This is a genomic window from Mycobacterium sp. BMJ-28 (assembly GCF_054404835.1).
This window is the reverse complement of the sequence record NZ_CM136783.1, coordinates 3,582,177-3,607,378: the sequence shown is the minus strand read 5'-3', so window position 1 is coordinate 3,607,378 and position 25,202 is coordinate 3,582,177. Positions and strand designations below refer to the sequence as shown.

Sequence of the window (25,202 nt, the reverse complement as noted above, 5' to 3'; positions counted from 1 at the left end):
GCCCCTTAAGTCTGCTGGACTTCGGCCGGCTGGCCGTCTGAGCGCTGCACCCGGTGATGGCGCCGGTGTGCCCGTACCTCGAAGATCAGCCCGCCGAATCCCACAGCCGCCGTGCAGAGCGACACCAGGAACAGCAGCGGGCTGATATTGCCGGTCATGGCGTCGCCCAGGATGACGATCGCGGCGGTGCCCGGGGTCAGTCCGACGATCGTCGCCAGCGTGTACGGCACCGGCCGCACCGCGGAGGCCCCGGCGGCGTAGTTGAGCACCGAGAACGGCACGGCCGGGATCATCCGCATGGACAGCACGGACACCCAGCCCCGTTCGCGCAGCCGGGCGTCCAGGGAATCCACCCGCGGATGCCGGACCAGTCTGCTCAGCTGCCAGCCTGCCGCGCGCACCAGGATCAAGGCCAGCACCGCGCTCAGCGCACTGGCGACCACGGCGATGGTCACCCCCAGCCACGGCCCGAACAGCAATCCGGCCGCGAGGGTGAATGCGGTGCGGGGGAACGGGAAGACCGTCACCACCACATGGGCGGCGAAGAAGGCCAGCGGGAACCACGGACCCACCGAAGTGGCCCAGTCGCGCAGCTGCACGGCGTTCGGCAACGGCACCAGCAGCACCAGTGCGACGAGAATCACAATCGCCGCCGAGATGACCATCACCCGGCGCCGGGGTATTTGCGCCGCTGTCGAGGTCACCGCGGCCCAGACCGCGCGCAACGTGGGGGCGACGGGTTTCACGTCTGCCAAGCCTACGGGGCGCACCGGTGTGGTGCCGATAACGCTACTGATCAGTAGCCTTTGCCCGCCGTACGCTGCCGTGATACCGATCATTTAGCCTCAGAGAACAAGGGGCCAGTCACACCTGGCTAGTCTAACTAGGTCAGATAGGGCTACCCCCAAGCTTTTTGTCCGAAGCCGCGAATACCCAGGAGCCGCGAGTGTCCTCGAGCGTCATTGAATCGGATCGCGCGCGCTGGCGTTCCGGAGTGGCCGGTGTGCTGGCCAAGAGCAGCCGCCGTGATCCCGCGGAGCTGCCCGCCGAGCCCGAACGACTGCTCGACTCGCCGACCTACGAGGGCTTCCCGGTCCGGCCGCTCTACACGGCCCTGGATGGCCATGACGAGGCGCCACTGCCCGGCCGCTGGCCCTTCACCCGCGGCGGTGACGCGCTGCGCGATGTGCAGGCCGGCTGGAAGGTCGCCGAGGTGTTCCCGCTGCCCGGGCAGTCCACCGTGGCCGACGGCAACGGCGCGGTGCTGGGCGCCCTGACCGACGGTGTGAGCGCCCTGCAGCTGCGGGTCGGGGCCGGGGCGAGCGCAGCGGAGCTCGACCGCCTGCTCGAAGGCGTGTTCCTGGATCTGGTGCCGGTGCTGCTCCAGGCCGGTGCCGACTACCTGGCCGCCGCCGAATCGGTGCTGGCACTGATCCACGGATTCGACGACGAGCAGCGGGCCCGGCTGTCGGTCGATCTCGGTGCCGACCCGTTGACCGCCGCGCTGACCGGCGCGCCGTCCGCCTCCATCGACGACGTGATCGTGGCGGCCGGCAAGGCCGCCGGGTACCGCGGCGGGGTGCGCGCCATCACCGTGGACGGACTCGCCCTGCACAACCTGGGCGCCAGCGCGTCATGGGAACTGGCCGGCGCCATCGCCGCAGGCGTCGGCTACCTGCGCACCCTGACCGAGGCCGGCCTGCCGGTGGCCGAGGCCGTCGCGCAGATCAGCTTCCGGTTCGCCGCCGATGACGACCAGTTCCTCACGATCGCCAAACTGCGGGCCGCGCGCACCCTGTGGGCGCGCGTCGCCGAGGTGGTGGGGGCCGGTGAAGCGGGCGCCGCCACCATCCACGCCGTGACCTCGTCGCCGATGATGTCTCAGCGCGACCCGTGGACCAACATGTTGCGCACCACGGTCGCGGCGTTCGCCGCCGGCGTCGGTGGCGCGGACACCGTGCTGGTGCAGACCTTCGACTCCGCGATCCCCGGCGGGCTGCCCGGCACTGCAACCAGCTTCTCCCGCCGGATGGCGCGCAACACCCAGTTGCTGCTGCTGGAGGAGTCGCACCTCGGCCGGGTGCTTGATCCCGGCGGCGGTTCCTGGTTCGTCGAGGACCTCACCGCGAACCTGGCCGAGCAGGCCTGGGCGCACTTCCAGGACTTGGAGAACAGGGGTGGATTCGCCGCCGCCCAAGACCACCTGACCGGCCAGATCGCCGCCGTCGCCGAGCAGCGGGCCGCCGACGTCGCGCACCGCAGGAAGGCGCTCACCGGCGTCAACGAGTTCCCGAACCTCGCCGAAGCCGCGCTGCCGGCGGTGCCGGCGGTGCCGGCGATTCAGCCGGAGGCGGCGGACGATTCGGTCCCGACGGTGGTGCGTTACAGCGCAGGCTTCGAGGCGCTGCGCGACCGCTCCGACGCCTACCTGAGCGCACACGGTGCGCGCCCGAAGGTGCTGTTGCTGCCGTTGGGCCCGCTCGCCGAGCACAACATCCGCACCACCTTCGCCGCCAACCTGCTGGCCTCCGGTGGCATCGAAGCCGTCAACCCCGGCGCCGTGGACGCCGGCACGCTGGCCGCGGCAGTCAACGGTCTGGCCGTCGCGGTGATCTGTGGTACCGATGCCCGCTACGGCACCGACGCCCGCGATGTGGTGGCGGCCGCCAGGGCGGCCGGCCTGACGCAGGTCTACCTGGCCGGGCCGGAGAAGGCGCTGGGGGAGGCCACCGCGGATGCCGAATCCGGACCGGACGGCTTCCTGACCGCGAAAATCGATGCGGTCGAAGTGCTTTCGACCCTGCTGACCCGATTGGGGGCCTGAGCATCATGACCGCCACGACAGGAATCGGTAGTTTCGCCGAGGTACCCCTGCGCAGCGACAGCACGCCCGCGGCGCCCACCGCGGGCGACGTCGCGCAGTTCACCGCCGCCGCTGCCGCCGCGCACGGCTACACCCCCGCGCAGCTGGACTGGGTGACGCCGGAGGGCATCGAGGTCAAACCGGTCTACACCGCCGCCGACCGCGATGAGGCGGTCGGCCAGGGCTACCCGCTGGACAGCTTCCCGGGTGACCCGCCGTTCATCCGCGGCCCGTATCCGACGATGTATGTCAATCAGCCGTGGACCATCCGTCAGTACGCCGGGTTCTCCACCGCCGCCGAGTCCAACGCCTTCTACCGGCGCAACCTGGCCGCGGGCCAGAAGGGGTTGTCGGTGGCGTTCGACCTGGCCACCCACCGCGGCTACGACTCCGACCATCCCCGGGTCGCGGGCGATGTCGGGATGGCAGGCGTGGCGATCGACTCGATCCTGGACATGCGCCAGCTCTTCGACGGGATCGACCTGGGCAGCGTCTCGGTGTCCATGACGATGAACGGCGCGGTGCTGCCGATCCTCGCCCTCTACGTGGCCGCCGCCGAGGAGCAGGGGGTGCCGCCGGAGAAGCTGGCCGGGACCATCCAGAACGACATCCTCAAAGAGTTCATGGTCCGCAACACCTACATCTATCCGCCGAAACCGTCCATGCGGATCATCTCCGACATCTTCGGCTACACCAGCGCCAAGATGCCCAAGTACAACTCCATCTCGATCTCCGGCTATCACATCCAGGAGGCGGGGGCCACCGCCGATCTGGAGCTGGCCTACACGCTGGCCGACGGCGTGGAATACCTCAAGGCCGGCCTGGATGCCGGCCTTGACATCGACAAGTTCGCGCCCCGGCTGTCGTTCTTCTGGGGTATCGGGATGAACTTCTTCATGGAGGTGGCCAAGCTGCGCGCGGGCCGGCTGCTGTGGAGCGAACTGGTTTCGCAGTTCGACCCCAAGAGCTCGAAATCCCTTTCCCTGCGTACGCATTCGCAGACCTCGGGATGGTCGCTGACCGCCCAGGATCCGTTCAACAACGTGGCCCGCACCTGTATCGAGGCGATGGCCGCCACCCAGGGGCACACCCAGTCGTTGCACACCAACGCCCTGGACGAGGCACTGGCATTGCCGACCGACTTCTCGGCCCGGATCGCCCGCAACACCCAGCTGGTGCTGCAGCAGGAATCGGGCACCACCCGCCCGATCGATCCCTGGGGCGGCTCGTACTACGTCGAGTGGCTCACCCACCAGCTCGCCGAGAAGGCGCGTGCGCACCTCACCGAGGTCGCCGAGCACGGCGGGATGGCGCAGGCCATCGGCGAAGGCATCCCGAAGCTGCGCATCGAGGAGGCCGCCGCCCGCACCCAGGCGCGGATCGACTCGGGTGCGCAGCCGGTGATCGGCGTGAACAAGTACCAGGTCGCCGAGGACCAGGAGATCGAGGTCTACAAGGTCGAGAACAGCCGGGTGCGCGCCGAGCAGCTGGCCAAGCTCGAGCGGCTGCGTGCCGACCGTGATGAAGGCGTCACCCAGGCCGCGCTGGCCGAGCTGACCCGCGCCGCGGGTGTGCAGGGGTCCGCCGGTGTGGACGGACTGGGCAACAACCTGCTGGCCCTGGCCATCGACGCGGCCCGCGCGCACGCCACCGTCGGCGAGATCTCCGATGCGCTGGAGAAGGTGTACGGCCGGCATCAGGCCGAGATCCGGACCATCTCCGGGGTGTACCGCGACGAGGTGGGGAAGGCGCAGAACGTGGGTGCGGCAACGGAATTGGTGCAGAAGTTCGCCGAGGCCGACGGTCGCCGGCCACGCATCCTGGTCGCCAAGATGGGCCAGGACGGTCACGACCGCGGCCAGAAGGTGATCGCCACGGCCTTCGCCGACATCGGTTTCGATGTGGACGTCGGCTCGTTGTTCTCCACTCCCGAGGAGGTGGCCCAGCAGGCCGCCGACAACGACGTACACGTCGTCGGGGTGTCGTCGCTGGCGGCCGGCCATCTGACCCTGGTGCCGGCCCTGCGCGACGCACTGGCCGCGGTGGGTCGGCCCGACATCATGGTGGTGGTGGGTGGTGTCATCCCGCCGGGCGATTTCGATGAGCTCTACCAAGCCGGTGCCACCGCGATCTTCCCGCCGGGCACCGTGATCGCCGACGCCGCGATCGGTCTGCTGGGCAAGCTCGCCGAGCGACTCGGCTACACCCTGAACTAGATGACGCAGACTGTCGCTGACCTCGCATCGGCCATCCGCAACGGGGAGCGTGCCGCGCTGGCCCGGGCAATCACCCTGGTCGAGTCCACCAGGGCCGATCACCGCGAGCAGGCTCAGCGGCTGCTGCTGGAGCTGATTCCCGATGCGGGCAAGGCCATGCATGTGGGGATCACCGGCGTGCCGGGGGTGGGGAAGTCCACCACCATCGAGGCACTGGGGATGTATCTCATCGAGCGCGGGCACCGCGTCGCGGTGCTGGCCGTCGATCCGTCGTCCACCCGTACCGGGGGATCCATCCTCGGCGACAAGACCAGGATGGCCCGGCTGGCGGTGCACCCGGACGCCTACATCCGGCCCTCGCCGACGTCCGGCACGCTCGGTGGGGTGGCGCGTGCCACCCGGGAGACCATCGTGCTGCTGGAGGCGGCCGGTTTCGACGTGATCCTGGTCGAGACCGTCGGCGTCGGTCAGTCCGAGGTGACCGTTGCCGACATGGTCGACACGTTCGTCTTTCTCACCCTGGCCCGTACCGGCGATCAGCTTCAGGGCATCAAGAAGGGCATCCTCGAGCTCGCCGATGTGGTGGTGGTGAACAAGGCCGACGGGGAGCACACGATGGAGGCCAAGGCAGCCGCGCGAGAGCTCACCGCCGCGCTACGGTTGATCTATCCACGCGAAACACTTTGGCGCCCACCAGTTCTCACGTTGAGCGCGTTGACCGGGGATGGCTTGGAGCAGGTGTGGGACACCGTCGAGAAACACTGCGCCACGCTGCGAGCTGCAGGCGAGTTCGAGGCGCGCCGGCGGGCCCAGCAGGTCGACTGGACCTGGGCGATGGTGCGCGACACGGTCCTGGACCGGGTGCTGTCGCATCCGGCGGTCCGTGGTGTGCGTGCGGATGTCGAGCGCCGGGTGCGCGACGGGGAACTCACACCGGCGCTGGCCGCAGCCGAGATCCTGGAAGCCGCCGAGCGTCCTCGGGACTGATCGGCGACTGCCGGGGCGTTCCGGCCAGACTGGCCGGCGCCCGTGTCCCAGGGCCGAAACCGCACCACCTCACGGATGGGTAACACCCCTCGATAGTTAGCTGCACCTGCGGGTAAATTTCATGGTGTGACGCACGCGATAGACGGAGGGCGCAGCGCGGCGCCCGCCCACGACGAGCTCGATGGCGCGGCGCTGCCGCACGGTGTGCACGGTGCCGCCGACCCCAGCTTCTCCTGTGCGGTCCGGGCCTTCTCGCAATTGTTCGGTCACCGCCGCTTCGGCGGGGGTGCGCTGACGGTTTACCTGGACGGTGTCCCGGTCGTGGATGTGTGGACCGGTTGGTCGGACCGGCGCGGCACCCGGGCGTGGACGGCCGATACCGGCGCCATGGTGTTCTCGGCGACCAAGGGGGTCGCCTCCACGGTCATCCACCGTCTTGTCGACCGCGGGCTCATCGACTACGACGTCCCCGTCGCCGATTACTGGCCGGAGTTCGCCGCCAACGGCAAGGCGGACATCACCGTCCGCGACGCCATGCGGCACCGTGCCGGGCTGTCTGCACTGGGCCCGGTCACCACGGCCGATCTGCTCGACCACGAACTGATGGAGCATCGGGTGGCGGCCGCGCCCACCGGGCTGTTCCTCGGCCGTCCGGCCTACCACGCCCTCACCTACGGGTGGCTGCTGGCGGGTCTGGCGCGAGCGGTCACCGGATCGGGGATGCGCGAACTGTTCCGATCCGAGCTGGCCGCCCCGCTCGGTGTCGACGGCATCCACCTTGGCCGCCCGCCCGGCGCGGCGCCGACCCAACCGGCCCGGATCATCGGTCCGCAGGGCGCGTTGGTGAACCCCGTCTTCGACGCCATCGCACCGCATGTCGCCGCGCTGCCGTTCTCGGGTGGATTCGGGGCCATGTACTTCCCGGGCATGCGATCCATGGTGCAGGGGGACATCCCGCTGCTGGACAGCGAGATGGCCTCCGCGAACGGGGTGGTGACCGCCCGTGCGCTGGCCCGGATGTACGGCGCCATCGCCAACGGTGGTGAGCTCGACGGAACCCGCTTCCTGTCGCCCGGGCTCGTCGACGGGCTCACCGGCCCGCCCAGCCTCCATCTGGACGGCTCGATGCTGATGCCGATGTCGTTCCACCTCGGCTACCACGGGCTGCCGATACCGGGGGTGCTGCCGGGTTTCGGTCATGTCGGACTCGGCGGCTCGATCGGCTGGGCCGATCCGGCCACCGGACTGGCGTTCGGGTACGTGCACAACCGCCTGCTGACTCCCATGCTGGTGCCGGACCAGGCCGGCTTCGTGGCGACCGCGGCGTTGATCCGGCACGCCGCCGGCCGGGCCCGGCAGCGCGGATTTTCGGCGATTCCGCAGTTCGGCGCGGCTTTCAGCTACCCCGCTTCAGCGGCCGTCTAGGACCCGCGCAACCGCGGCTCCAAATTTTGCTTGGGCTCGCAACTAACTCGTCAGTAAGGTCAGAAACCGATATTGCTAGGGGTCTGCCGGGCCCCCGCCGGGCGGGGCCGACGGAGCGTCGGTGACTCATCTCACTGCCGGATGCCCCCGAGTTTCCTGGGCGCTTTGCGACACCGTTATTCGTTACTTACCGTTGCGTTGCCGACGGTCGGGATTTCGGGCGGGCCGACCGCCAGGACCGAACCCGTGAGAGTCCATAGCTGGGGCGCGTGGTGCTCATGTTTCTGCTGCTAGTAGCGATGAACGCCATTGTGTGGCGATGGGTGAACACTCGTTCCGGTATGTAGCATCCGGGTTACAGCAACCCGTCTACATTAGCTCTACTTATTAGCTGAGATGTGGCTTGGCTAATGCTCCACGAGGCTAAGTGACGTACGCCACATTTACTGCAACGTCAATTTCTTGGCCTCCGTGCAGGTTGTGGGCATATCCGCAAGTAGCTAGGCGATCTTGATATTGCTCGTGTAGCCTGCGCGTCGCGGCCTTTGAAACTGTAAAGTCCTTAAAGGATTTGCTCGGTTTTTAACGCCATCGTCAACGCAGACGACTACGCTACCGACTCACTGACGAGTTTTCGGCACTGGGGCGGAGGAAGGATCCGGGCAGCGCGGTGCGGCGCACATGAGATCCAGACGCCGTACCTGTAGCTCGCTCGTCTTTGAGATACCCGTCCGAAAGAGGTTGGAACTACGTGGTTGAGACACCTGTCACAGCAGTCGCCGTCATCGGAATGGCGGTTCGATTGCCGGGCGGAATCGACTCACCTGAGCAGATGTGGCAGGCACTGCTCCGCGGCGACGACTTCGTCACCACCGTTCCCCTGGAGCGCTGGGATGCCGAAGAGCATTACGACCCCGAGTTGGGCGTGCCGGGTCGCTCGGTGTCGAAGTGGGGCGCCTTCCTCGACGACGTCGCCGGGTTCGACGCCGAATTCTTCGGCATCAGCGACCGCGAGGCGACCGCCGCCGACCCGCAGCACCGCCTCCTGCTGGAAACGGCATGGGAGGCCGTCGAGCACGCCGGCATCGATCCCACCACCCTGGACGGCTCGCAGACCGGCGTCTTCATGGGCTTGACGACCAACGACTACCAACTCATCGCGGCTGACGCACACGCCATCGAAGGCCCGTACGGCCTCACCCACAACAACTACAGCATGGCGTCGGGGCGGATCTCGTACCATCTCGGCCTGCGCGGTCCGGCGTACACCGTCGACTCGGCATGCTCGTCGGGCCTGCTGGCGCTGCACATGGCCACCCGCAGCCTGCACCTCGGGGAAAGCGACATGGTGCTGGCCGGCGGCGCCCACATCATCCTGGATCCGCGCAAGTACGCCTCGGCCTCGGCGCAGGGCATGCTGTCGGGCACCGGACGCTGCCACGCGTTCGACGTCAACGCGGACGGGTTCGTCTTCGCCGAGGCCAGCGCCGTACTGCTGCTCAAGCGACTGTCGGACGCCGAGCGCGACGGCGACCGCATCCTGGCGGTCGTGCGGGGGTCCGCCGCCAACCAGGACGGTCACACCGTCAACATCCTGACTCCCTCGAACGCGTCCCAGACGGCGGTGTACCGCGCGGCACTGGACTCCGGCGCCATCGACCCGGGCACGGTGGGATATGTCGAGGCCCACGGCACCGGCACGCCGGTCGGCGACCCGATCGAGTTCAAGAGCCTCGCCGATGTCTACGGCGGCACCGGGCCGATCGCGATCGGCTCGTCGAAGACCAACTTCGGCCACAGCCAATCGGCGTCCGGCGTGGTGGGTGTGGTCAAGAGCGTGCTGGCGCTGCAGCACGGCATCATCCCGCCCAACCTGCACTTCACCCGGCTGCCCGAGGAGATGGAACGCCTCGGCACCGAATTCTTCGTACCCACCGAGACCACCCCGTGGCCGGACAAGGGCGACCGGCCGCGCCGGGCCGCGGTGTCGGCGTACGGGATCTCCGGCTCCAATGCGCACGCGGTCCTGGAGCAGGCCCCGGCAACGGGAAACGCGCCCGTGGCGGCCGACCAGGGGCCGCTGCTGTTCCCGCTGTCGTCCACGTCGGCCGACGAACTGCGCCGCACCGCGGGCCGGTTGGCCGACTGGGTTGCCGCACACCCGGATGTGGATCTGCACGACCTCGGCTACACCCTGTCCAGGCGCCGGTCCCACCGCCCGGTGCGCACCACCGTGATCGCCGATTCCACCGAGACGCTGATCGCCGCGTTGCGTGAGGTCGCCGACGGGGGCGAGCCGTACCAGGCCGCCGTGGCCACCGACGGGCGCGGTCCGGTGTGGGTGTTCTCCGGCCAGGGCTCGCAGTGGGCCGGGATGGGTGCCGCCCTGCTGGCCGCCGAACCCGTGTTCGCCGCCACCGTGGCCGAACTGGAGCCGCTGATCGCCGCGGAGTCCGGCTTCTCGGTCACCGAGGCGATGTCCGCGCCGGAGACCGTCACCGGGATCGGCAAGGTGCAGCCCACCGTCTTCGCGGTCCAGGTGGCGCTGGTCGCCACCCTGAAGTCCTACGGAGTGCAGCCCGGCGCCGTGATCGGTCACTCGATGGGGGAGATCGCCGCGGCCGTGGCCGCCGACGTGCTGACCCTTGCCGACGCGGTCAAGGTGATCTGCCGCCGGTCGGCGCTGATGAGCCGTGTCGCCGGCACCGGCGCGATGGCCTCGGTCGAGCTGCCGGCCAAGCAGGTGCTCTCCGAACTCCAGGCCCGCGGCGTGAACGACGTGGTGCTGGCCGTGGTGGCCTCGCCGACCTCGACCGTGGTGGGTGGCGCCAAGGAATCGGTCCGTGAGCTGGTGGCCGAATGGGAACGGCGCGAGATCATGGCGCGCGAGGTGGCCGTCGACGTTGCCTCGCACACGCCGCAGGTCGACCCGATCCTGGACGACCTCGCCGATGCCCTCGAAGACCTCGATCCGGGCGAACCCAGCGTCGCCTACTACTCGGCGACCCAGTACGACCCGCGCGACCTGGTCGACTGGGATGCCGACTACTGGGTGGACAACCTGCGCCACACCGTGCGCTTCGCCGCGGCCGTCCAGGCCGCCCTGGAGGATGGCTACCGGGTCTTCAACGAACTGTCCCCGCACCCGCTGCTGACGCATGCGGTGGACCAGACCGCCCGCTCGCTGGACATCGCCTTCGCCACGCTGGCCAGCGTCCGCCGCGAGCAGGAGATGCCGCACGGCCTGCTCGGCGTGGTCGCAGCCCTGCACAATGCCGGGGCCAAGGTGGACTTCGCACTGCTGTACCCGGCCGGCCGGCTGGTGGACGCGCCGCTGCCGACCTGGACCCGGCGTCCGCTCATGCTGGTCCGTGACCCGAACGAGCTGCCCCCCGGCGGCGCCACCCTTGCGGTGCACCCGCTGCTGGGTGCCCACGTGCGACTGCCGGAAGAGCCGGAACGGCACGCCTGGCAGGCCGACGTGGGTACCGGCACCCAGCCGTGGCTGGCGGACCACCAGGTCCTCAGCGTGGCTGCGTTGCCCGGCGCGGCGTTCTGCGAGATGGCTCTTGCGGCGGCCAAGACGGTGCTCGGCGACACCGCCGAGGTGCACGACATCAGCTTCGACGAGATGCTGCTGCTGGAGGACAGCACCGTGGTGTCCGCGGCCTCCACGGTGGCCGCGCCCGGCCGGGCCGGTTTCCTCGTCGAGACCTACGAGCAGGGTGAGCAGACCCAGCGGGCGGCCGCGCTGCTGCGGACCGCCACCGACGCCGAAGCGCCGGCGGCCTACGACCTCGACGCGGTGCTGGCGGCCCACCCCACCCGGCTGGACGGCGCCGAGCTGCGCGCCTGGTACAGCCAGCGCGGCATCCAGTACGGCCCCGCCTTTGCGGGCCTGGTGGCGGCGTATGTGAACACCGGCGAGGACGGGCCGCAGGACTCCGTGCTGGCCGAGGTCGCGCTGCCCGGATCGATCCGGTCCCAGCAAGCCGCCTACGGGGTGCATCCCGCCCTGCTCGACGCCGCCTTCCAGGCGGTCGGTGCGCACCCGGCGATCTTCGGCGACAGCTCCGGCGCGTTGCTGCTGCCCCTCGGCGTACGCACGCTGCGCGCTCACGGGTCGACCCGCAACGTGCGGTACTGCTACGCCCGGCTGACCAGCGTCACCACCTCCGGCGTGGAGGTCGACCTGGAACTGCTCGACGAGGACGGCAACGTCGCGCTCTCGGTGAACGGGCTGCGGCTGGGCACCGGCGTGTCGGACACCGGTCAGCTGGAGCGCACCTTCAACGACCGGCTGCTCACCATCGAATGGAACGAGCAGGACCTGCCGCAGGTGGATTACGCGAACCCGGGCAGCTGGCTGCTGATCAGCACCTCGGATGCCGCGGATCTGCTGGCCACCAAACTGGCCGATGCGCTCAAGGGACACGGTGTCGACGTCACCACCATGGTGTGGCCGCAGCACTCCGACCACGACGCGCACGCGGTGCGGTTGCGTGAACTGCTGGCCACCCACGCGTTCGGCGATGTGCTGGTGGTGACCCCGCCGCGGCGGGGCGTCACCGACAAGCTGTCCGGCGTGCGCGGCGGGGACAACGTGCGCCACCTCGTGCACATCGTCCGCGAGCTACCCGAGGTTGCCGCCCAGGCGCCGCGCCTGCACGTCGTCACCCGCAACGCCCAGACCGTGCTGCCCGACGACGTCGCCAACCTGGACGAGGCCGGCCTGCGCGGCCTGGTGCGCGTGATCAACACCGAGTACCCGCAACTGCGGCCCACCCAGATCGACGTCGACGACTACACCGACGCCGCGCCCGTCGCGGCGCAGCTGGTGGCCGGATCCGACGAGGACGAGTCGGCTTGGCGCAGTGGCAAGTGGTACTCGGCCCGGCTGGTGCCCGGCCCGCTGCGTCCCGAGGAACGCCGCACCGCGGTGGTCAACCCGGCTCGCGACGGGCTGCGGCTGCAGATCCGGACACCGGGGGACATCGAGACCCTGGAGCTCTCGGCGTTCGAGCGCGTCGCGCCCGGGCCGGGTCAGATCGAGGTCGCGGTGACCGCGTCGAACCTGAACTTCGCCGACGTGCTGATCGCCTTCGGCCGGTACCCCTCCTTCGAGGGGCGCCAGCCCAAGCTCGGCGGCGACTTCGCCGGCGTGGTGACGGCTGTGGGCCCCGGCGTGGTGGGCCACAAGGTGGGCGACCGGGTCGGCGGGCTGTCCGCCGACGGGACGTGGGCGACGTTTGTCACCTGCGACGCCAACCTGGCCGTCACGCTGCCGCCGGGGCTGCCGACCAACCGGGCCGCCGCGGTGCCCAGCGCGCACGCCACCGCCTGGTACGGGCTGCACGACCTGGCCCGCATCTCGGCCGGTGACAAGGTGCTGATCCACTCCGGCACCGGTGGTGTCGGCCAGGCCGCGATCGCCATCGCGCGGGCCGCCGGTGCCGAGATCTTCGCCACCGCGGGTAGCGAGGCTCGTCGGGAACTGTTGCGCGGCATGGGAATCGAGCATGTGTACGACTCCCGCAGCATCGAGTTCGCCGAGCGGATCCGGCGCGACACCGACGGGTACGGCGTGGACATCGTGCTCAACTCGCTGACCGGCGCGGCGCAGCGGGCCGGGCTGGAGCTGCTGTCCTTCGGGGGCCGCTTCGTCGAGATCGGCAAGCGCGACATCTACGGCGACACCCGGATGGGGCTGTTCCCGTTCCGGCGCAACCTGTCGTTCTACGCCGTCGACCTGGCGCTGCTGTCGCTGACCAACCCCGACACGGTGCACCGTCTGCTGGAGATCTGCTACCAGCAGATCGCCGACGGGGTGTTGCCCCTGCCGGAGACCACGCACTATCCGCTGCAGGACGGCGCCACCGCGATCCGGGTGATGGGTGCCGCCGAGCACACCGGCAAGCTGGTGCTCGACATTCCGCACGGTGGACAGATCACCGCGGTGGTCCCGCCCGAGGAGGCGCAGGCGCTGCGCAGCGATGGCGCCTACGTCATCACCGGTGGCCTGGGCGGGCTGGGGCTGTTCCTGGCCGAGAAGATGGGCACCGCGGGCGTCGGCCGGATCGTGCTCAACGGCCGGTCCGCACCGTCGCAGTACGCACAGGACGTCATCGAGCGGATCCGTCGGGGCGGCACCGAGGTGGAGGTGTCACTGGGTGACATCGCCGAGCCGGAGACCGCCGATCGGCTGGTGGTGGCCGCCTGCGCGACCGGCCTGCCGCTGCGCGGGGTGCTGCACGGGGCGGCCGTCGTCGAGGACGCCGCGCTGGTCAACATCTCCGACGAACTCGTCGAACGTGACTGGGCGCCAAAGGTTTACGGTGCCTGGAACCTGCACACCGCCACGGCGAAGCAGTCGCTGGACTGGTTCTGCGTGTTCTCCTCGGCGGCGGCGCTGGTCGGTTCGCCCGGTCAGGGCGCCTACGCGGCGGCCAACAGCTGGCTGGACGCGTTCACGCACTGGCGGCGCAACAAGGGCCTGCCGGCCACCGCCATCGCGTGGGGCCCGTGGTCGGAGATCGGTGCCGGCACCGGGCTGGCCACCGACAGCGGAGACGCGGCGATCAGCCCCGAAGAGGGTGCCTACGCCTTCGACATGCTGCTTCGGCACGACCGGGCCTACAGCGGCTACGCTTCGTTGACGGGGACGTCCTGGATTACCGCGTTTGCTCAGAACAGCCGGTTTGCCGAGGCGTTCCGGTCCACCGGTCCGCGGATCGGGAGCACCAGCAGCGCGTTCCTGGCGGAACTGCACGATCTGCCGCACGACGAATGGCCGGCCAGGATGCGCAAGATGGTTGTCGAACAGGTCAGCCTGATCCTGCGCCGGACGGTGGATCCCGACCGCCCGCTTGCCGAATATGGTCTCGATTCGCTGGGGACTCTAGAGGTACGCACCCGCATCGAGGCGGAAACAGGTATTCGTATTGGTTCAGCAGATATCAGCACCGTGCGGGCGCTGACGGAGCGCCTCGTCGGCGCTCTTGCGCCCGACTCGTCCATATCGGTCCCGTCGTGAGAGCGGACAGCGCATCGATGCGCACCCCGTCCTTCGACGTCGTCCAGGTAGGAGACCAATAAGTGGTTGCGATGAAGCCGATTCAAGAGTGGATCGGTGAACCAGGTGTAGTGATCTCGTGGCATCCGTCACGGGCGTCGCTGTCGAAGGTGCGCGAGGCTCCCGTCAGTGATGTGCCGACGAGCTATCAGCAGGAACAGCATCTGCTTGCCTATCGCAAGCATCTGGACGAGGGCACCGACATGGCGCGCCTCATCATCCCGGGCTGGGATGTGCCCGGTCAGTGCGATGTGCGGGCGATGACCCATGTGATCAACGCCTATCTGCGCCGGCACGACACGTTCCACAGCTGGTTCGAATTCTCGGACGCCGGCGAGATCGTCCGGCACACCGTCACCAACCCGCGCGACATCAAGTTCGTGGCCACCGAGCACGGCGAGATGGCGGCCGCGCAGTGGCGCGACCATGTGATGTCCACCCCGGACCCGTGGCAGTGGGACTGCTTCCACTTCGGCGTCATCCAGCGGGCCGATCACTTCACCATCTACATCAGCGTCGACCACGTGCACACCGACGCGATGTTCATCGGGCTGGCGTTCGTCGAGATCCACATGATGTACGACGCGCTGGTACGCGGCGAGGCGCCGTTGCAGCTGCCCGAGGCGGGCAGCTACTCCGAGTACTGCATCGCCCAGCGCCAGTACACCGCCGGTCTGACCACCGAATCCGACGAGGTGCGCGGGTGGATCGACTTCCTAGAGCTCAACGGCGGAACCCTGCCCGGATTCTCGTTGCCGCTGGGCGACGCGTCGGTGCCGCACTCCGGTGACGTCATCACCGTGCAGCTGCTCGACGAAGAGCAGACCGACAAGTTCGAGGCGGCCTGCACGGCCGCCGGCGCACGGTTCAGCGGTGGTGTCTTCGCCTGCGGTGCCCTGGCGCACGCCGCGCTGACCGGCCAGGACACCTATTCGGTGATCACCCCGACCACCACCAGGCGGACCCAGGCCGACTTCATGACCACCGGCTGGTTCACCGGGCTGGTTCCCATTGCCGTCCCGGTGGACGTGACGTCGTTCGCCGACACCGCGCTGGCGGCCCAGGCGTCCTTCGACGGTGGACTGGATCTGGCGCACGTCCCGTTCGAGCGGGTGCTGGAACTGGCCTTCGACGAAGGGGTCGAGGGTGTCCGCGCACCCGATCCCGGTACACCGATGTTGTCGTTCATCGATGTCGGCATGCTGCTGCCGGGTGTCATCGAGCACTTCCAGAGCCTGGGCGGCCGGATCTACAGCGATCCGCGTTCGGCCTACCAGGTCGGCATGTGGGTCAACCGCGGGGAGAAGGAGACGACGGTGACCGTCGCCTTCCCGAACAACTCCATCGCCCGTGAGTCGGTGCTGCGGTACGTGGAATCGATGCGCGAGGTCTATCTGCGGGTGATCGACGGACTGGTGCCGGTGGAGAGCCTCGGTGCCGCCGAGGCCGCCGATCTCGATCTCAAGACCGCCTGATTCACTTTTCGCCATGGGAGCTGACGGTGCGATGACGCGTGCCACGAACAACTCGGACGATGTGCTCACGTTCACCGACCAGGTGATGTTCCTGGCCCTGCGTGCCACCGGCGCGGAGGCTGTCGCCCAGGCCAACTGGATCTATGAACATCCCGTCGACTACGACGGCCTGCGCAAGTTCTTCGACGAGGTCGGCTACGGGCTGATGGGCCGCCGTATCGAGCCGTCCCCGCTGCCGTTCGGCCGGCACCGTTGGGTGACGGTGCACGGTCCGCAGCGCGAGCTGGACATCGCCGAGCCGCGGCCCCGCGCCGAACTCGGCGACTGGATCGATGAGCGGACCTCGATGCCGCTGGATCCCGAGCACGGACCGAGCTGGCATATGGGCGTGCTGCCGATGACCGACGGCTCCACCGCGGTGTCGCTGACGGCCTCGCACTGCATCGGCGACGGCAGCGCGGGCGTGCTCGCACTGCTGGAGGGCGTGCACAAGGCACGGCTGGATCACGGCTGGGGGCCGCCGGGGGCCCGTACCAGGCGGCAGGCGATCGTCGAGGATCTGCGCGTGACGGCGCGCGGGTTGCCCGAGCTGGGGCGCACCCTGGTCGCCGCGGCGAAACTCGCGCGTGCCCACCGCCATGAGATCTCCCGCTCGGGTGCGTCGCGGGTGGCCAAGCCGACGGGTCCCGATCACCCGGTGCAGGTGCCCACGCTGCACGCGTTCATTCCCACCGACGAGTGGGATGCGCGAGCGAAAGAACTTGGTGGCAACAGTTATTCGCTGGTGGCAGGTTTTGCCGCCAAGCTCTCCGAGCGGCTGGGCCGGCACCGCGCCGAGGATGGCCTGGTCACGCTCAACGTGCCGCAGGCCGACCGTCAGTGGGGCGACACCCGGGCCAATGCGGTGATCCTCTCCGATGTCGTGGTCGATCCGACCAAGGTCACCGCCGACCTGGGCCCGGCACGCTCGGCGCTGAAGGAGGGCATCACCAAGGCCCGCGAGGTGCCCGACGAGATGCTGGCGCTGCTGCCGCTGGTGCCGTGGGTGCCCAAGCGCGCCGTGCACGCGGTCGCCGACGCGCTGTTCGGTTTCTCCGCGGACATGCCGGTGTCGTGTTCGAACATGGGTGACCTGCCCTCGGATGTCGCGCTGGCCGACGGAACCGCCGCCGAGTACATGTTCTTCCGCGGGGTGGACCGCACCATCACCCGGCACTCGCTGGAGAAGCGTGGCGGCCTGCTCACCGTGGTGGCGCTGCGGGTCAACGGCAAGCTTTCGCTCGGCGTGGTGGCGTATCAGCCCGGCGCCGGGAACACCAAAGCGTGGTTGCGTGAGTTGATCACCGGCACCCTCGCCGATTTCGGGCTGACCGGGCACATCGAGTGACGGAGGCACAGATGGACAACCGCCTGGCCCTCTTCGACGAGGGCATGGTTCGGTCGTTGAACGCCACCGGCCGGATGCAGGCGATTCAGTGCGTCTGGGTCTACGAGCGTCCGATCGACATGGAGGGGGTGCGGCGCTTCCACCGCAACTTCGGGTACGGGATGGCCGGTCGGCGCATCGAGCGCTCGCCGCTGCCGTTCGCCCGGTACCGGTGGGTGTCCACACCCGGCCCGGCATCCCCGCTGGAGATCGCGGACACGCCGATCCCGCGCGAGAAGCTCAACGATTGGATCGATTTCCGGTCGCAGATCCATGTCGACGCCGAGGAAGGCCCGGGCTGGCATATCGCGGTCCAGCCCCTGGACGACGGTGCGACGGCGGTCTGCGTGGTGGGTACCCACTGCCTCGGTGACGGGGTGGGCGCCGCACTCGCGGTGTGGGCGGCCGTCATCGGCACCAAGATCGAGATCGGTTATCCCGCACCGTATTCCCGTCGTACCGGGCGCGCGATCCTGGCGGATCTGCGGGACACCGTGCGGGAGCTGCCGCCGGCCGCCAAGGCTGCGGTCAAAATGGTGAAGCTCGCCCGCCAGGGCGCCAAGGACGGCGCCAAGGCGGCCGCGAAACCGAAGTTCACGGGCCCCGATGAGCCCGTCGTGGTGCCCTGGACCTCGGTGTGGATCGAGCCCGCGCTCTGGGAGGAACGGGCCCATGCCCTGGGTGGCAACACCTACGCCCTGCTGGCCGGGATCGCGGTCCGGCTCGGCGAGCGGCTGAACCGCCGCGGTCCCGACGGCCAGGTGACCCTGTCGATCGCGATGGCCGACCGTGGCGACAAGGACTACCGCGCCAACGCGATGTCGCTGACCAATGTGAAGGTCGACCCGACGTCGGTGACCAAGGATCTGACCGGCGCGCGTGCCGCGGTCCGCGAGGCGATCAAGATCAACAAGGACACGCCCAATCCGCTGCTGGATTTGCTGCCGCTGGTGCCGTTGCTGCCCCGCAAGGCGGTCAGGCTGCTGGCCGACAGCATCGTCGGCGCCAATGAGCTGCCGGTGACGTGCTCGAATGTCGGCGCCATGCCCGAGGCGCTGGCCTCGGTGGATGGCACTCCGGCGGACTTCACCGTGTTCCGCGGCGTCGATCAGGGACTCACCCGCAGCTTCCTCGAGCTCGCCGGAGGCCAGTTGGTTGTGGTTTCTGTGCTGGTAAGTGGCAAAATCAACATCGGCGTCGAGGCCTATGAGCCCGGCGCCGAAAACTCAAAGGCGCGTTTGCGGGAACTGGTCGCCGAGACGCTGGCCGAATTCGAACTCACCGCCGAGATCAGGTAGCAGTACGCCGTGATGACTGATAAAGGTTGATGCCCATGACACAGAGTTCCCTTGTCGGTGTGCTGCGCGAGCGCGCCAGCCTGCAGCCGGACGACCCGGCGTACACCTTCATGGACTATGACGTGGACCCCGCGGGCGTGGCGACCACCCTGTCCTGGGCGCAGCTGTACCGCCGGGTGCACAGCCTGGCCTGGGAGCTGCGCCAGATCGCCGAGATCGGTGACCGCGCCGTTATCGTGGCCCCGCAGGGCCTGGAGTACGTGATCGCGTTCCTGGCCACCCTGCAGGCCGGCATCATCGGTGTCCCGCTGTCGGTGCCGCAGGCGGGCAAGGGCGGACGCCACGACGAGCGGATCGCCGCCGTCATCGAGGATTCCGCGCCTGCCATCCTGCTGACCACCTCCACGGTCACCGAATCACTCTCGGGATACGCAGTGGCACAAGGTGATCGGCCGGCCCCGGTGATCGTCGAGATCGACCGACTCGACCTGGACGAGCGCCGCAAGAACCTGAAATCGCGCGAGGAGTTCGCGGAGACGGCGTACCTGCAGTACACCTCCGGATCGACGCGCACGCCGGCCGGGGTGATGGTCGCCGGTGCCAATCTGTCGGCCAATTTCGAGCAGTTCGTACACGACGTGTTCGACGGATTCGGGAACATGGCGCCCGCGGGCACCACCGTCGTGTTGTGGCTGCCGTTCTACCACGACATGGGTCTGGTGATCGGCATCGTGTACCCGATCCTGGGTGGCTGGCACACGGTGTTCACCACCCCGGCGTCGTTCGTGAACCGGCCGTCGCGCTGGGTCCAGCTGATGGCCAGTTACCCGAACGTGCTCACCGCCGGACCCAACTTCGCCTTCGAGCTGTCGGCCGCCAAGACCACCGACGAGGACATGGCCGGGCTGGATCTGGGCAATGTGATCGCCATGGTCAGCGGCGCCGAGCGGGTGCACGAAACCACCCTGCGCCGGTTCGCGCAGCGCTTCGCCAAGTTCAACTTCGCACCGGAGGTGTTCAAGCCGGGCTACGGGCTGGCCGAGGCCACGCTCTGGATCACCACCCGCGCCGCGGGCGGACCGCCGACGGTCGTGGCCTTCGACGCGGACAAGCTCGCCGCCGGGCATGCCGAGCGCTGTGCGCTGGAAGACGGCACCGCGCTGGTCAGTTACGGCGTGCAGACCTCGCCCCTGGTGCGCATCGTGGACCCCGAGACCCGGGTGGAATGCCCGGCCGGGGTGATCGGCGAGATCTGGTCGAAAGGCGAGAACAACTGCTTGGGCTACTGGCGTAAGCCCGAACAGACCGAGCGGGTGTTCCGGGCGACTCTGGTGGAACCCAGCGAAGGCACGCCGGAAGGCCCGTGGCTGCGCACCGGTGATCTGGGCGTCATCTCCGAGGGCGATCTGTTCATCATCGGCCGGATCAAGGATCTGCTGATCGTGCGCGGGCGCAACCACTACCCGGACGATATCGAGTCCACCATCACCGAGATCACCGGCGGCCGGGTGGCCGCGTTCTCGGTGGAGGAGGAGCGCGCCGAGCAGTTGGTGGCGTTCATCGAGATCAAGAACCGCAACGGCGAGTTCACCGGCGAGAAGCTCGAGACGATCAAACGCGATGTGGCGACGGCGGTTTCGGAGACGCACGGGATCAGCGCCGCCGACCTGGTGCTGGTCGCCGGTGGTTCCATCCCGCTGACCACCAGCGGTAAGGTGCGGCGGTCGTCGTGCGCCGAGCAGTACCGCAACCGGCAATTCACCCGGCTCGACGACAAAGTGCAGTCCGCCTAGACCGGCGCGGCGTGTCCGACATCGACAACACCCTGGCCTATATCGACCAGGCGTCGTTTCATGGTCTGCAGGCCCTGGGTCGCGGCCCGATCATGCAGTACATCTGGATCTACCGCCATCCGGTGGACATGGACGGACTGCGCCGGTTCCACCGCAACCTGGGCAACGGACTGCTCGGCCGGCGGATCGAATGCTCGCCGCTACCCGGCGGCAGGCACCGCTGGGTGGCCTCGCCGGGTCCGGCCGGTATCGACCTGGCCTCGGCCGAGCGGTCCAGCGCGCAGCTCTGGGACTTCATGGACGAGCATGTCGCGCTGCCGATCGACCCGCGTGACGGTCCGTCGTGGCGCCTGGGCGTGCAACCACTCACCGACGGCGGCGCCGCCGTCAGCCTGACCGCGTCCCATTCGGTGGCCGACGGGCAGGGTTTCACCATCGCCGTCACCGACGCGGTCAACGGTGTGGACCGGCGGCTGGGCTACCCGGAGCCGGGATCGCGGCCGCGCGCCGCGGCGGTGCGCGCGGACGCCCGCGCGGTGCTGCGCGCGGTGCCGTCGATGGGCCGGGCGGTCGCGGCCACCGTTGCGGTGGCCCGCAGTGAGCGCGCGGATCTGGCGACCTCGTTCCAGACGATGTCGCGGGTGGCGCCCACCGGTGACGACCGGACGGTGGTGGCACCCAACGTATCCGCATTCATCGATGTGTCGGATTGGGATCGAATCGCCAGTTCCCTAGGGGGAACTAGCAATTCACTGTTCGCCGGGTTGGCGTCGCGGCTGGGTGCACGGCTGGGCCGGGTATCGGCCGACGGGTCGGTCAAGTTGTCCTGGCCGGTCAGCGAGCGGGCCCCCGGCGACACCCGCGCCAACGCGCTGATCGCCACCAACATGACGGCCGATCCCGCGGAGGTGACCCGCGACCTGGCCGGGGTGCGGGTGGCGATGAAGCAGGCCCTGTCGGAGTCGGCGGAGATGTCGGCCCGGCTGATGGCGCCGCTGCCGCTGACCCCGCTGATCCCCAAGGCGCTGGTGCGCCGCCTGGAAGCCATGGTGGTGTCGGTGAACAGCCCGATCGGCTGCTCGAACATGGGGGAGCTGGATCCCGCGGTGAACCGGCCGGACGGCACCGACGCCGATCGTGTCTCGCTGCGCCTGCTGGAGCCGCGGATCACCGCACGCGAACTCGATCAGATGAACGGCTACCTGGGGCTGGTGTCGGGCCGGCTGAACGGGCGCGTCTTCGTTGCGGCGGGTGGCTGGACGGCCGGCGGCGACAACTCGCACCCGGCCATGCGGGCCGCGCTGGCCGGCGCGCTGGACGATTTCGGGATACCTGCGACGTTCTAACCGGCCCGGACGGCGCGTGAGGCGTGCTCGATCAGGTCGGCGGCCGAGGCCACACTCTGGGCCGGGCTGGCCAGTCCGGCGGCGAAATCACGGGCCCGGTCCGCGACGGCGGGGTCCAGCACGGTGCGCAGCGCGTTGGTCAGCGACTTCTTGTTCAGCGACGTGAACCGTTGCGAGGTACCGATTTTGAGCTTGCGGACGGCCCTGGCCCAGACCGGCTGATCGGCGGAGACCCACAGCACCAGGGTGGGCACGCCCGCCCGGGCGCCGGCCGCGGTGGTGCCGGCGCCGCCGTGGTGCACCACGGCCCGGCAGGCCGGGAACACCGCCGAGTGGTTCACCGCGCCGACCAGCTTGACGTGGTCGGCCAGCGGGATGTCGTCGAGTTCCCAGACGCCCGCGCTGATCAGTGCGCGTTCACCCAGCTCGGCGCACACCGCGGTGATCATCGCGACGGCGTCGGCGGGGGACTGCACCGGCATACTGCCGAAGCCGAAGTAGATCGGCGGGCTGCCCGCGTTGATCCACGAGGTCACTTCCTCGTCGATCGCCGTCTCCAACTGCAGCGTGATGGCCCCGACCAGGGGCCGGCTGCCGCCCCACTCCTGCGCCAGGCCGGGGAAGAAGGTGGGGTCATACGCCTGGATCTCCAGTGCCCCGGCGTCGACGATGCGCCGCGCCGACCGGACGTTGGTGGCCGGCAGGCCCAAGGTCCGCCGTTGCGCATCCTCGGCCGACTTACCGAGTCGCCACAGCGCCCATTCGCCCACCGCGAAGCCCGGTTTGATGGCCCATGTCGGCAACGGCACCGGGAGCAGGTGGCTGTTGGGCCGGGCCGGGAAATAGTGCAGCGCGGCCATCGGGATGCCGTAGCGTTCGGCGACGTTGGCGGCGACTTCCTGGTAGGTGGTGCCGGTCAGGATGATGTCGGCGTCCGCGGCCAGCGTGGTCAGCGTGGCATTCATATCGGCCCAGCCGTCGGTGTAGTAGGCGATGCCATCGCGGATGGCGGCGACCGGATTCTTCACCTTCCAGTAGTTCTGGAAGGCCTCGCTTTCCACCTGCTTCTGCGAGTCGACGCCGTAGCTGACGGCCGGGCCGAGGCCGACCGATTCCACGAATCCGATCAGGTTGGGTGGGACGGCCATCTTGACCTGGTGGCCGCGGTTGCGCAGTTCGCGGGCGACGGCGGCGCAGGGTTCGACATCACCGCGCGTGCCGTGGACGGCCACAACGATTCTCATGAGCAGAAAGTCTATTCGGTGGCGCGAGACGACCGGTCGGCCGACCGGTCCGTCAGTAACTGGCTTTGGAGAACCATTTCGTCTTGATGCGCCAGGAATGCGCGGAGGCGAGCGCGAAACCTGCCGCGCACCCGCAGGCGAAGATCCACACCAGGGTGCCGCCGTCCCAGATCTGCAGCGGCGTGACGTACGCGGACAGGATGCGGATGGTGCAGGCCAGGATGCCGCTGGCGGAGGCCGCGATGTAGACGTTGGCGATGGTGCGCGACTTCGGGTCCTTGCGCAGCACCAACAGCGCCCGCGAGCCGTAGCCCAGCAGGTAGATGAGCATGCCGCAGAGCACCAACCAGTAGAAGCTGAGCCAGAAATCGGTGGGTACCTCGAAGAAGTCCGCCCGGTAGACGGTGGCCCCGTTGCCCAGCGAGAAGGCGGCGAGCAGCAGCGGGATGCACAGCGTGGCCGGCCGTTCGATGTACTGCTTGAAGGCGCGCTGCATGGCGTGGTCGTCCTGCAACCGGCCGACGGCGTTGTAGACGATGGCCGACGCCGCGACGATGTAGCAGTCGTGGCCGATGTAGTCCTCGAGGTTCCACATCCCGGTCATCGCGTGCAGCGCTTTGCCGATGGTCTCGGAGGCGAACGGCGACATCAGCAGTACCGCCAGGCCCTGCAGCGCGATGTTGAGGGTGGCGGCAACCTCCCACCGGCACGACCATGTCACACGACGGATCCACAAGCTCCACGCGATACACACCATGGTGATCGCTATGAGAATGGTCAGTTCCATCTGATGTCGCCTTCGGGCTGAATTGTCGTCAGCAAATACTACTGCTTACAGCGGCGGAGCGTCGCTTCGTGGCTTCAATTCGGAGAGTCGGGGCGGGCGCGTCTGCTGGCGGGTGAGGGTGTCCTCGCGCACCCCTTCCGTCACCGCGGTCACGGTGAACGGTGTGGATTCGATGTAGTTCCACACCTCCTGGCGGCTCATCAGCCCGAACCGCACCTGCAGGTCGGGGTAACTCAAGGTGAAGCGGTCGGCGACGCGGCGCAGTTCTTCGGCGTCCGGGTAGCTGGTCTCCTTGATGCGGCGGTAGTACGTGCTGCTGGAGATTCCGAGCGCGTCGTAGATGTCCTTGGCTTCGACGTCGCCGTCGAGCAGGTAATCGAGCAGCGCTTTGAGTTGGCGACCGTTCTCATCGGTACGAGGCACCCACACACAATAACGCGATCCCGGCACTGGGCACCAGCAACCAAAATTTGGACATAAATTCCTTAATTGACACTGCCGTCACAGTTTCGGGAGTGATGTCCCAAAGTTGGGACACAGGCGGTACCCTCATCCTCATGGCTGCTCCACTGTTCACGGACCGGGTCGAGACCGGCGAATTTCCACCCGCGCACATCGAGTTCGCGCTCGAAGTGGTTGCCACCGACCCGGTGTCCACTCTGACGCTGACCGATTACGACGTCGAGGGCGCTCCGCTGCCCGATGACCTCGGCCGGCTGTCGGCGCCGTTGTCGGCCACGCTCAGCGAGGAGCTCGACGGCGCAAGCCGCCACCTCGGCGTACCCGCCCAGGAGATCCTGCTGGCGGCGCTGGGCCGGGCCGTGCACCGCACCATCGGGTCCGGCGTGGTCGCCGTCGATGTCGTCTCCGACGCGGGCGCTGTACTACACGGTGTGGCGCTGAACTGTGTCGGACCCGATCAGGTCGACGCCACCGGGATGCTCGCCGGCGTGCACGCGTCGATCGCCGATCCGGCGGGGCCGTGTGCGGCCGAGGTGACCTTCAGCTACGCCGAGTCCAGCCCGGCGATCGAGATCATCCCCGGACAGGGCCATGCGCTGGAGTTGCGTGCCCACCACAACGCCGGCGTACTGGCGCTGGACTGGTGGTACGACACCCGCCGGTTCGAGCAGTACACGATCGAGGAACTCACCGAGCAGTTCCCGCTGGCGCTCATCGAGATCACCTCGGAGGCGGTCCCCGCCGCTGTCGAGGCCGCCTGACGTTAGACTTGGCCCAACGGCACCGATCCGGCCATCACCGGGGAGCC

At 68.8% G+C, this 25,202-nt stretch carries 15 protein-coding genes; 11 read left to right on the top strand and 4 right to left on the bottom strand.

From position 1 onward, the window contains the following. Positions 1-5: 5 nt before the first annotated feature. The gene (locus ACXPWS_RS17870) at positions 6-746 is read right to left on the bottom strand and encodes a TVP38/TMEM64 family protein (RefSeq protein ID WP_458707943.1); all 741 of its coding nucleotides are present in this window, start codon (positions 744-746) and stop codon (positions 6-8) included. Positions 747-946: 200 nt separating this feature from the next. Here ACXPWS_RS17870 and mutA point away from each other — a divergent pair, with 200 nt between their 5' ends. From mutA to ACXPWS_RS17820, 10 genes are all read left to right on the top strand, one after another. Beyond that, positions 947-2,824 carry a methylmalonyl-CoA mutase small subunit gene (gene mutA / locus ACXPWS_RS17865; RefSeq protein WP_458707942.1) on the top strand — a complete coding sequence of 626 codons (1,878 nt, stop codon included), beginning with the start codon at positions 947-949 and terminating at the stop codon, positions 2,822-2,824. A 5-nt stretch (positions 2,825-2,829) separates the two neighbouring features. Continuing rightward, positions 2,830-5,079 (top strand): methylmalonyl-CoA mutase, encoded by a 2,250-nt coding sequence (gene scpA / locus ACXPWS_RS17860; protein WP_458707941.1) that lies wholly within the window; start codon positions 2,830-2,832, stop codon positions 5,077-5,079. Beyond that, positions 5,080-6,066: a methylmalonyl Co-A mutase-associated GTPase MeaB gene (meaB, locus tag ACXPWS_RS17855; RefSeq protein ID WP_458707940.1), complete on the top strand. Its 987-nt coding sequence runs from the start codon at positions 5,080-5,082 to the stop codon at positions 6,064-6,066. A gap of 126 nt (positions 6,067-6,192) precedes the next feature. Further along, complete coding sequence (gene lipL / locus ACXPWS_RS17850; protein ID WP_458707939.1) at positions 6,193-7,491, top strand: esterase/beta-lactamase LipL; 1,299 nt, start codon at positions 6,193-6,195, stop codon at positions 7,489-7,491. Between the two features lie 790 nt (positions 7,492-8,281). Beyond that, positions 8,282-14,524: a sulfolipid-1 biosynthesis phthioceranic/hydroxyphthioceranic acid synthase gene (pks2, locus tag ACXPWS_RS17845; RefSeq protein WP_458713582.1), complete on the top strand. Its 6,243-nt coding sequence runs from the start codon at positions 8,282-8,284 to the stop codon at positions 14,522-14,524. Between the two features lie 62 nt (positions 14,525-14,586). After that, the gene (locus ACXPWS_RS17840; protein ID WP_458707938.1) at positions 14,587-16,038 is read left to right on the top strand and encodes a condensation domain-containing protein; all 1,452 of its coding nucleotides are present in this window, start codon (positions 14,587-14,589) and stop codon (positions 16,036-16,038) included. A 31-nt stretch (positions 16,039-16,069) separates the two neighbouring features. After that, the gene (locus tag ACXPWS_RS17835; protein ID WP_458707937.1) at positions 16,070-17,425 is read left to right on the top strand and encodes a wax ester/triacylglycerol synthase domain-containing protein; all 1,356 of its coding nucleotides are present in this window, start codon (positions 16,070-16,072) and stop codon (positions 17,423-17,425) included. Positions 17,426-17,436: 11 nt separating this feature from the next. Then, positions 17,437-18,762: a hypothetical protein gene (locus ACXPWS_RS17830; RefSeq protein ID WP_458707936.1), complete on the top strand. Its 1,326-nt coding sequence runs from the start codon at positions 17,437-17,439 to the stop codon at positions 18,760-18,762. A gap of 35 nt (positions 18,763-18,797) precedes the next feature. Continuing rightward, complete coding sequence (locus ACXPWS_RS17825; RefSeq protein WP_458707935.1) at positions 18,798-20,555, top strand: AMP-binding protein; 1,758 nt, start codon at positions 18,798-18,800, stop codon at positions 20,553-20,555. Positions 20,556-20,566: 11 nt separating this feature from the next. Further along, entirely contained in the window at positions 20,567-21,901 is a 1,335-nt protein-coding gene (locus tag ACXPWS_RS17820) for a hypothetical protein (protein WP_458707934.1), read from the top strand. On the opposite strand, the gene ACXPWS_RS17815 is transcribed toward ACXPWS_RS17820, so the two are convergent. From ACXPWS_RS17815 to ACXPWS_RS17805, 3 genes are read right to left on the bottom strand one after another with little or no spacing between them, the layout of a single operon-like run. After that, positions 21,898-23,145 carry a glycosyltransferase gene (locus tag ACXPWS_RS17815; RefSeq protein WP_458707933.1) on the bottom strand — a complete coding sequence of 416 codons (1,248 nt, stop codon included), beginning with the start codon at positions 23,143-23,145 and terminating at the stop codon, positions 21,898-21,900. The two genes, ACXPWS_RS17820 and ACXPWS_RS17815, sit on opposite strands and share 4 nt — an antisense overlap. A gap of 52 nt (positions 23,146-23,197) precedes the next feature. Further along, positions 23,198-23,932 carry a hypothetical protein gene (locus ACXPWS_RS17810; RefSeq protein WP_458707932.1) on the bottom strand — a complete coding sequence of 245 codons (735 nt, stop codon included), beginning with the start codon at positions 23,930-23,932 and terminating at the stop codon, positions 23,198-23,200. A 45-nt stretch (positions 23,933-23,977) separates the two neighbouring features. Next, positions 23,978-24,355, bottom strand: a complete 378-nt coding sequence (locus ACXPWS_RS17805) for an XRE family transcriptional regulator (protein ID WP_458707931.1) — start codon at positions 24,353-24,355, stop codon at positions 23,978-23,980. 134 nt (positions 24,356-24,489) lie between these two features. Here ACXPWS_RS17805 and ACXPWS_RS17800 point away from each other — a divergent pair, with 134 nt between their 5' ends. Further along, complete coding sequence (locus ACXPWS_RS17800) at positions 24,490-25,155, top strand: hypothetical protein (RefSeq protein WP_458707930.1); 666 nt, start codon at positions 24,490-24,492, stop codon at positions 25,153-25,155. Positions 25,156-25,202 lie beyond the last annotated feature (47 nt).

What these genes read in the sequence shown, in the direction of transcription:
- ACXPWS_RS17830 (WP_458707936.1), top strand. Translation starts at nt 17,437, where the DNA reads ATGGACAACCGCCTGGCCCTCTTCGACGAGGGCATGGTTCGGTCGTTG.
- ACXPWS_RS17815 (WP_458707933.1), bottom strand. Translation starts at nt 23,145, where the DNA reads ATGAGAATCGTTGTGGCCGTCCACGGCACGCGCGGTGATGTCGAACCC.
- ACXPWS_RS17825 (WP_458707935.1), top strand. Translation starts at nt 18,798, where the DNA reads ATGACACAGAGTTCCCTTGTCGGTGTGCTGCGCGAGCGCGCCAGCCTG.
- ACXPWS_RS17810 (WP_458707932.1), bottom strand. Translation starts at nt 23,932, where the DNA reads ATGGAACTGACCATTCTCATAGCGATCACCATGGTGTGTATCGCGTGG.
- ACXPWS_RS17835 (WP_458707937.1), top strand. Translation starts at nt 16,070, where the DNA reads ATGACGCGTGCCACGAACAACTCGGACGATGTGCTCACGTTCACCGAC.
- ACXPWS_RS17800 (WP_458707930.1), top strand. Translation starts at nt 24,490, where the DNA reads ATGGCTGCTCCACTGTTCACGGACCGGGTCGAGACCGGCGAATTTCCA.
- meaB (WP_458707940.1), top strand. Translation starts at nt 5,080, where the DNA reads ATGACGCAGACTGTCGCTGACCTCGCATCGGCCATCCGCAACGGGGAG.
- pks2 (WP_458713582.1), top strand. Translation starts at nt 8,282, where the DNA reads ATGGCGGTTCGATTGCCGGGCGGAATCGACTCACCTGAGCAGATGTGG.
- scpA (WP_458707941.1), top strand. Translation starts at nt 2,830, where the DNA reads ATGACCGCCACGACAGGAATCGGTAGTTTCGCCGAGGTACCCCTGCGC.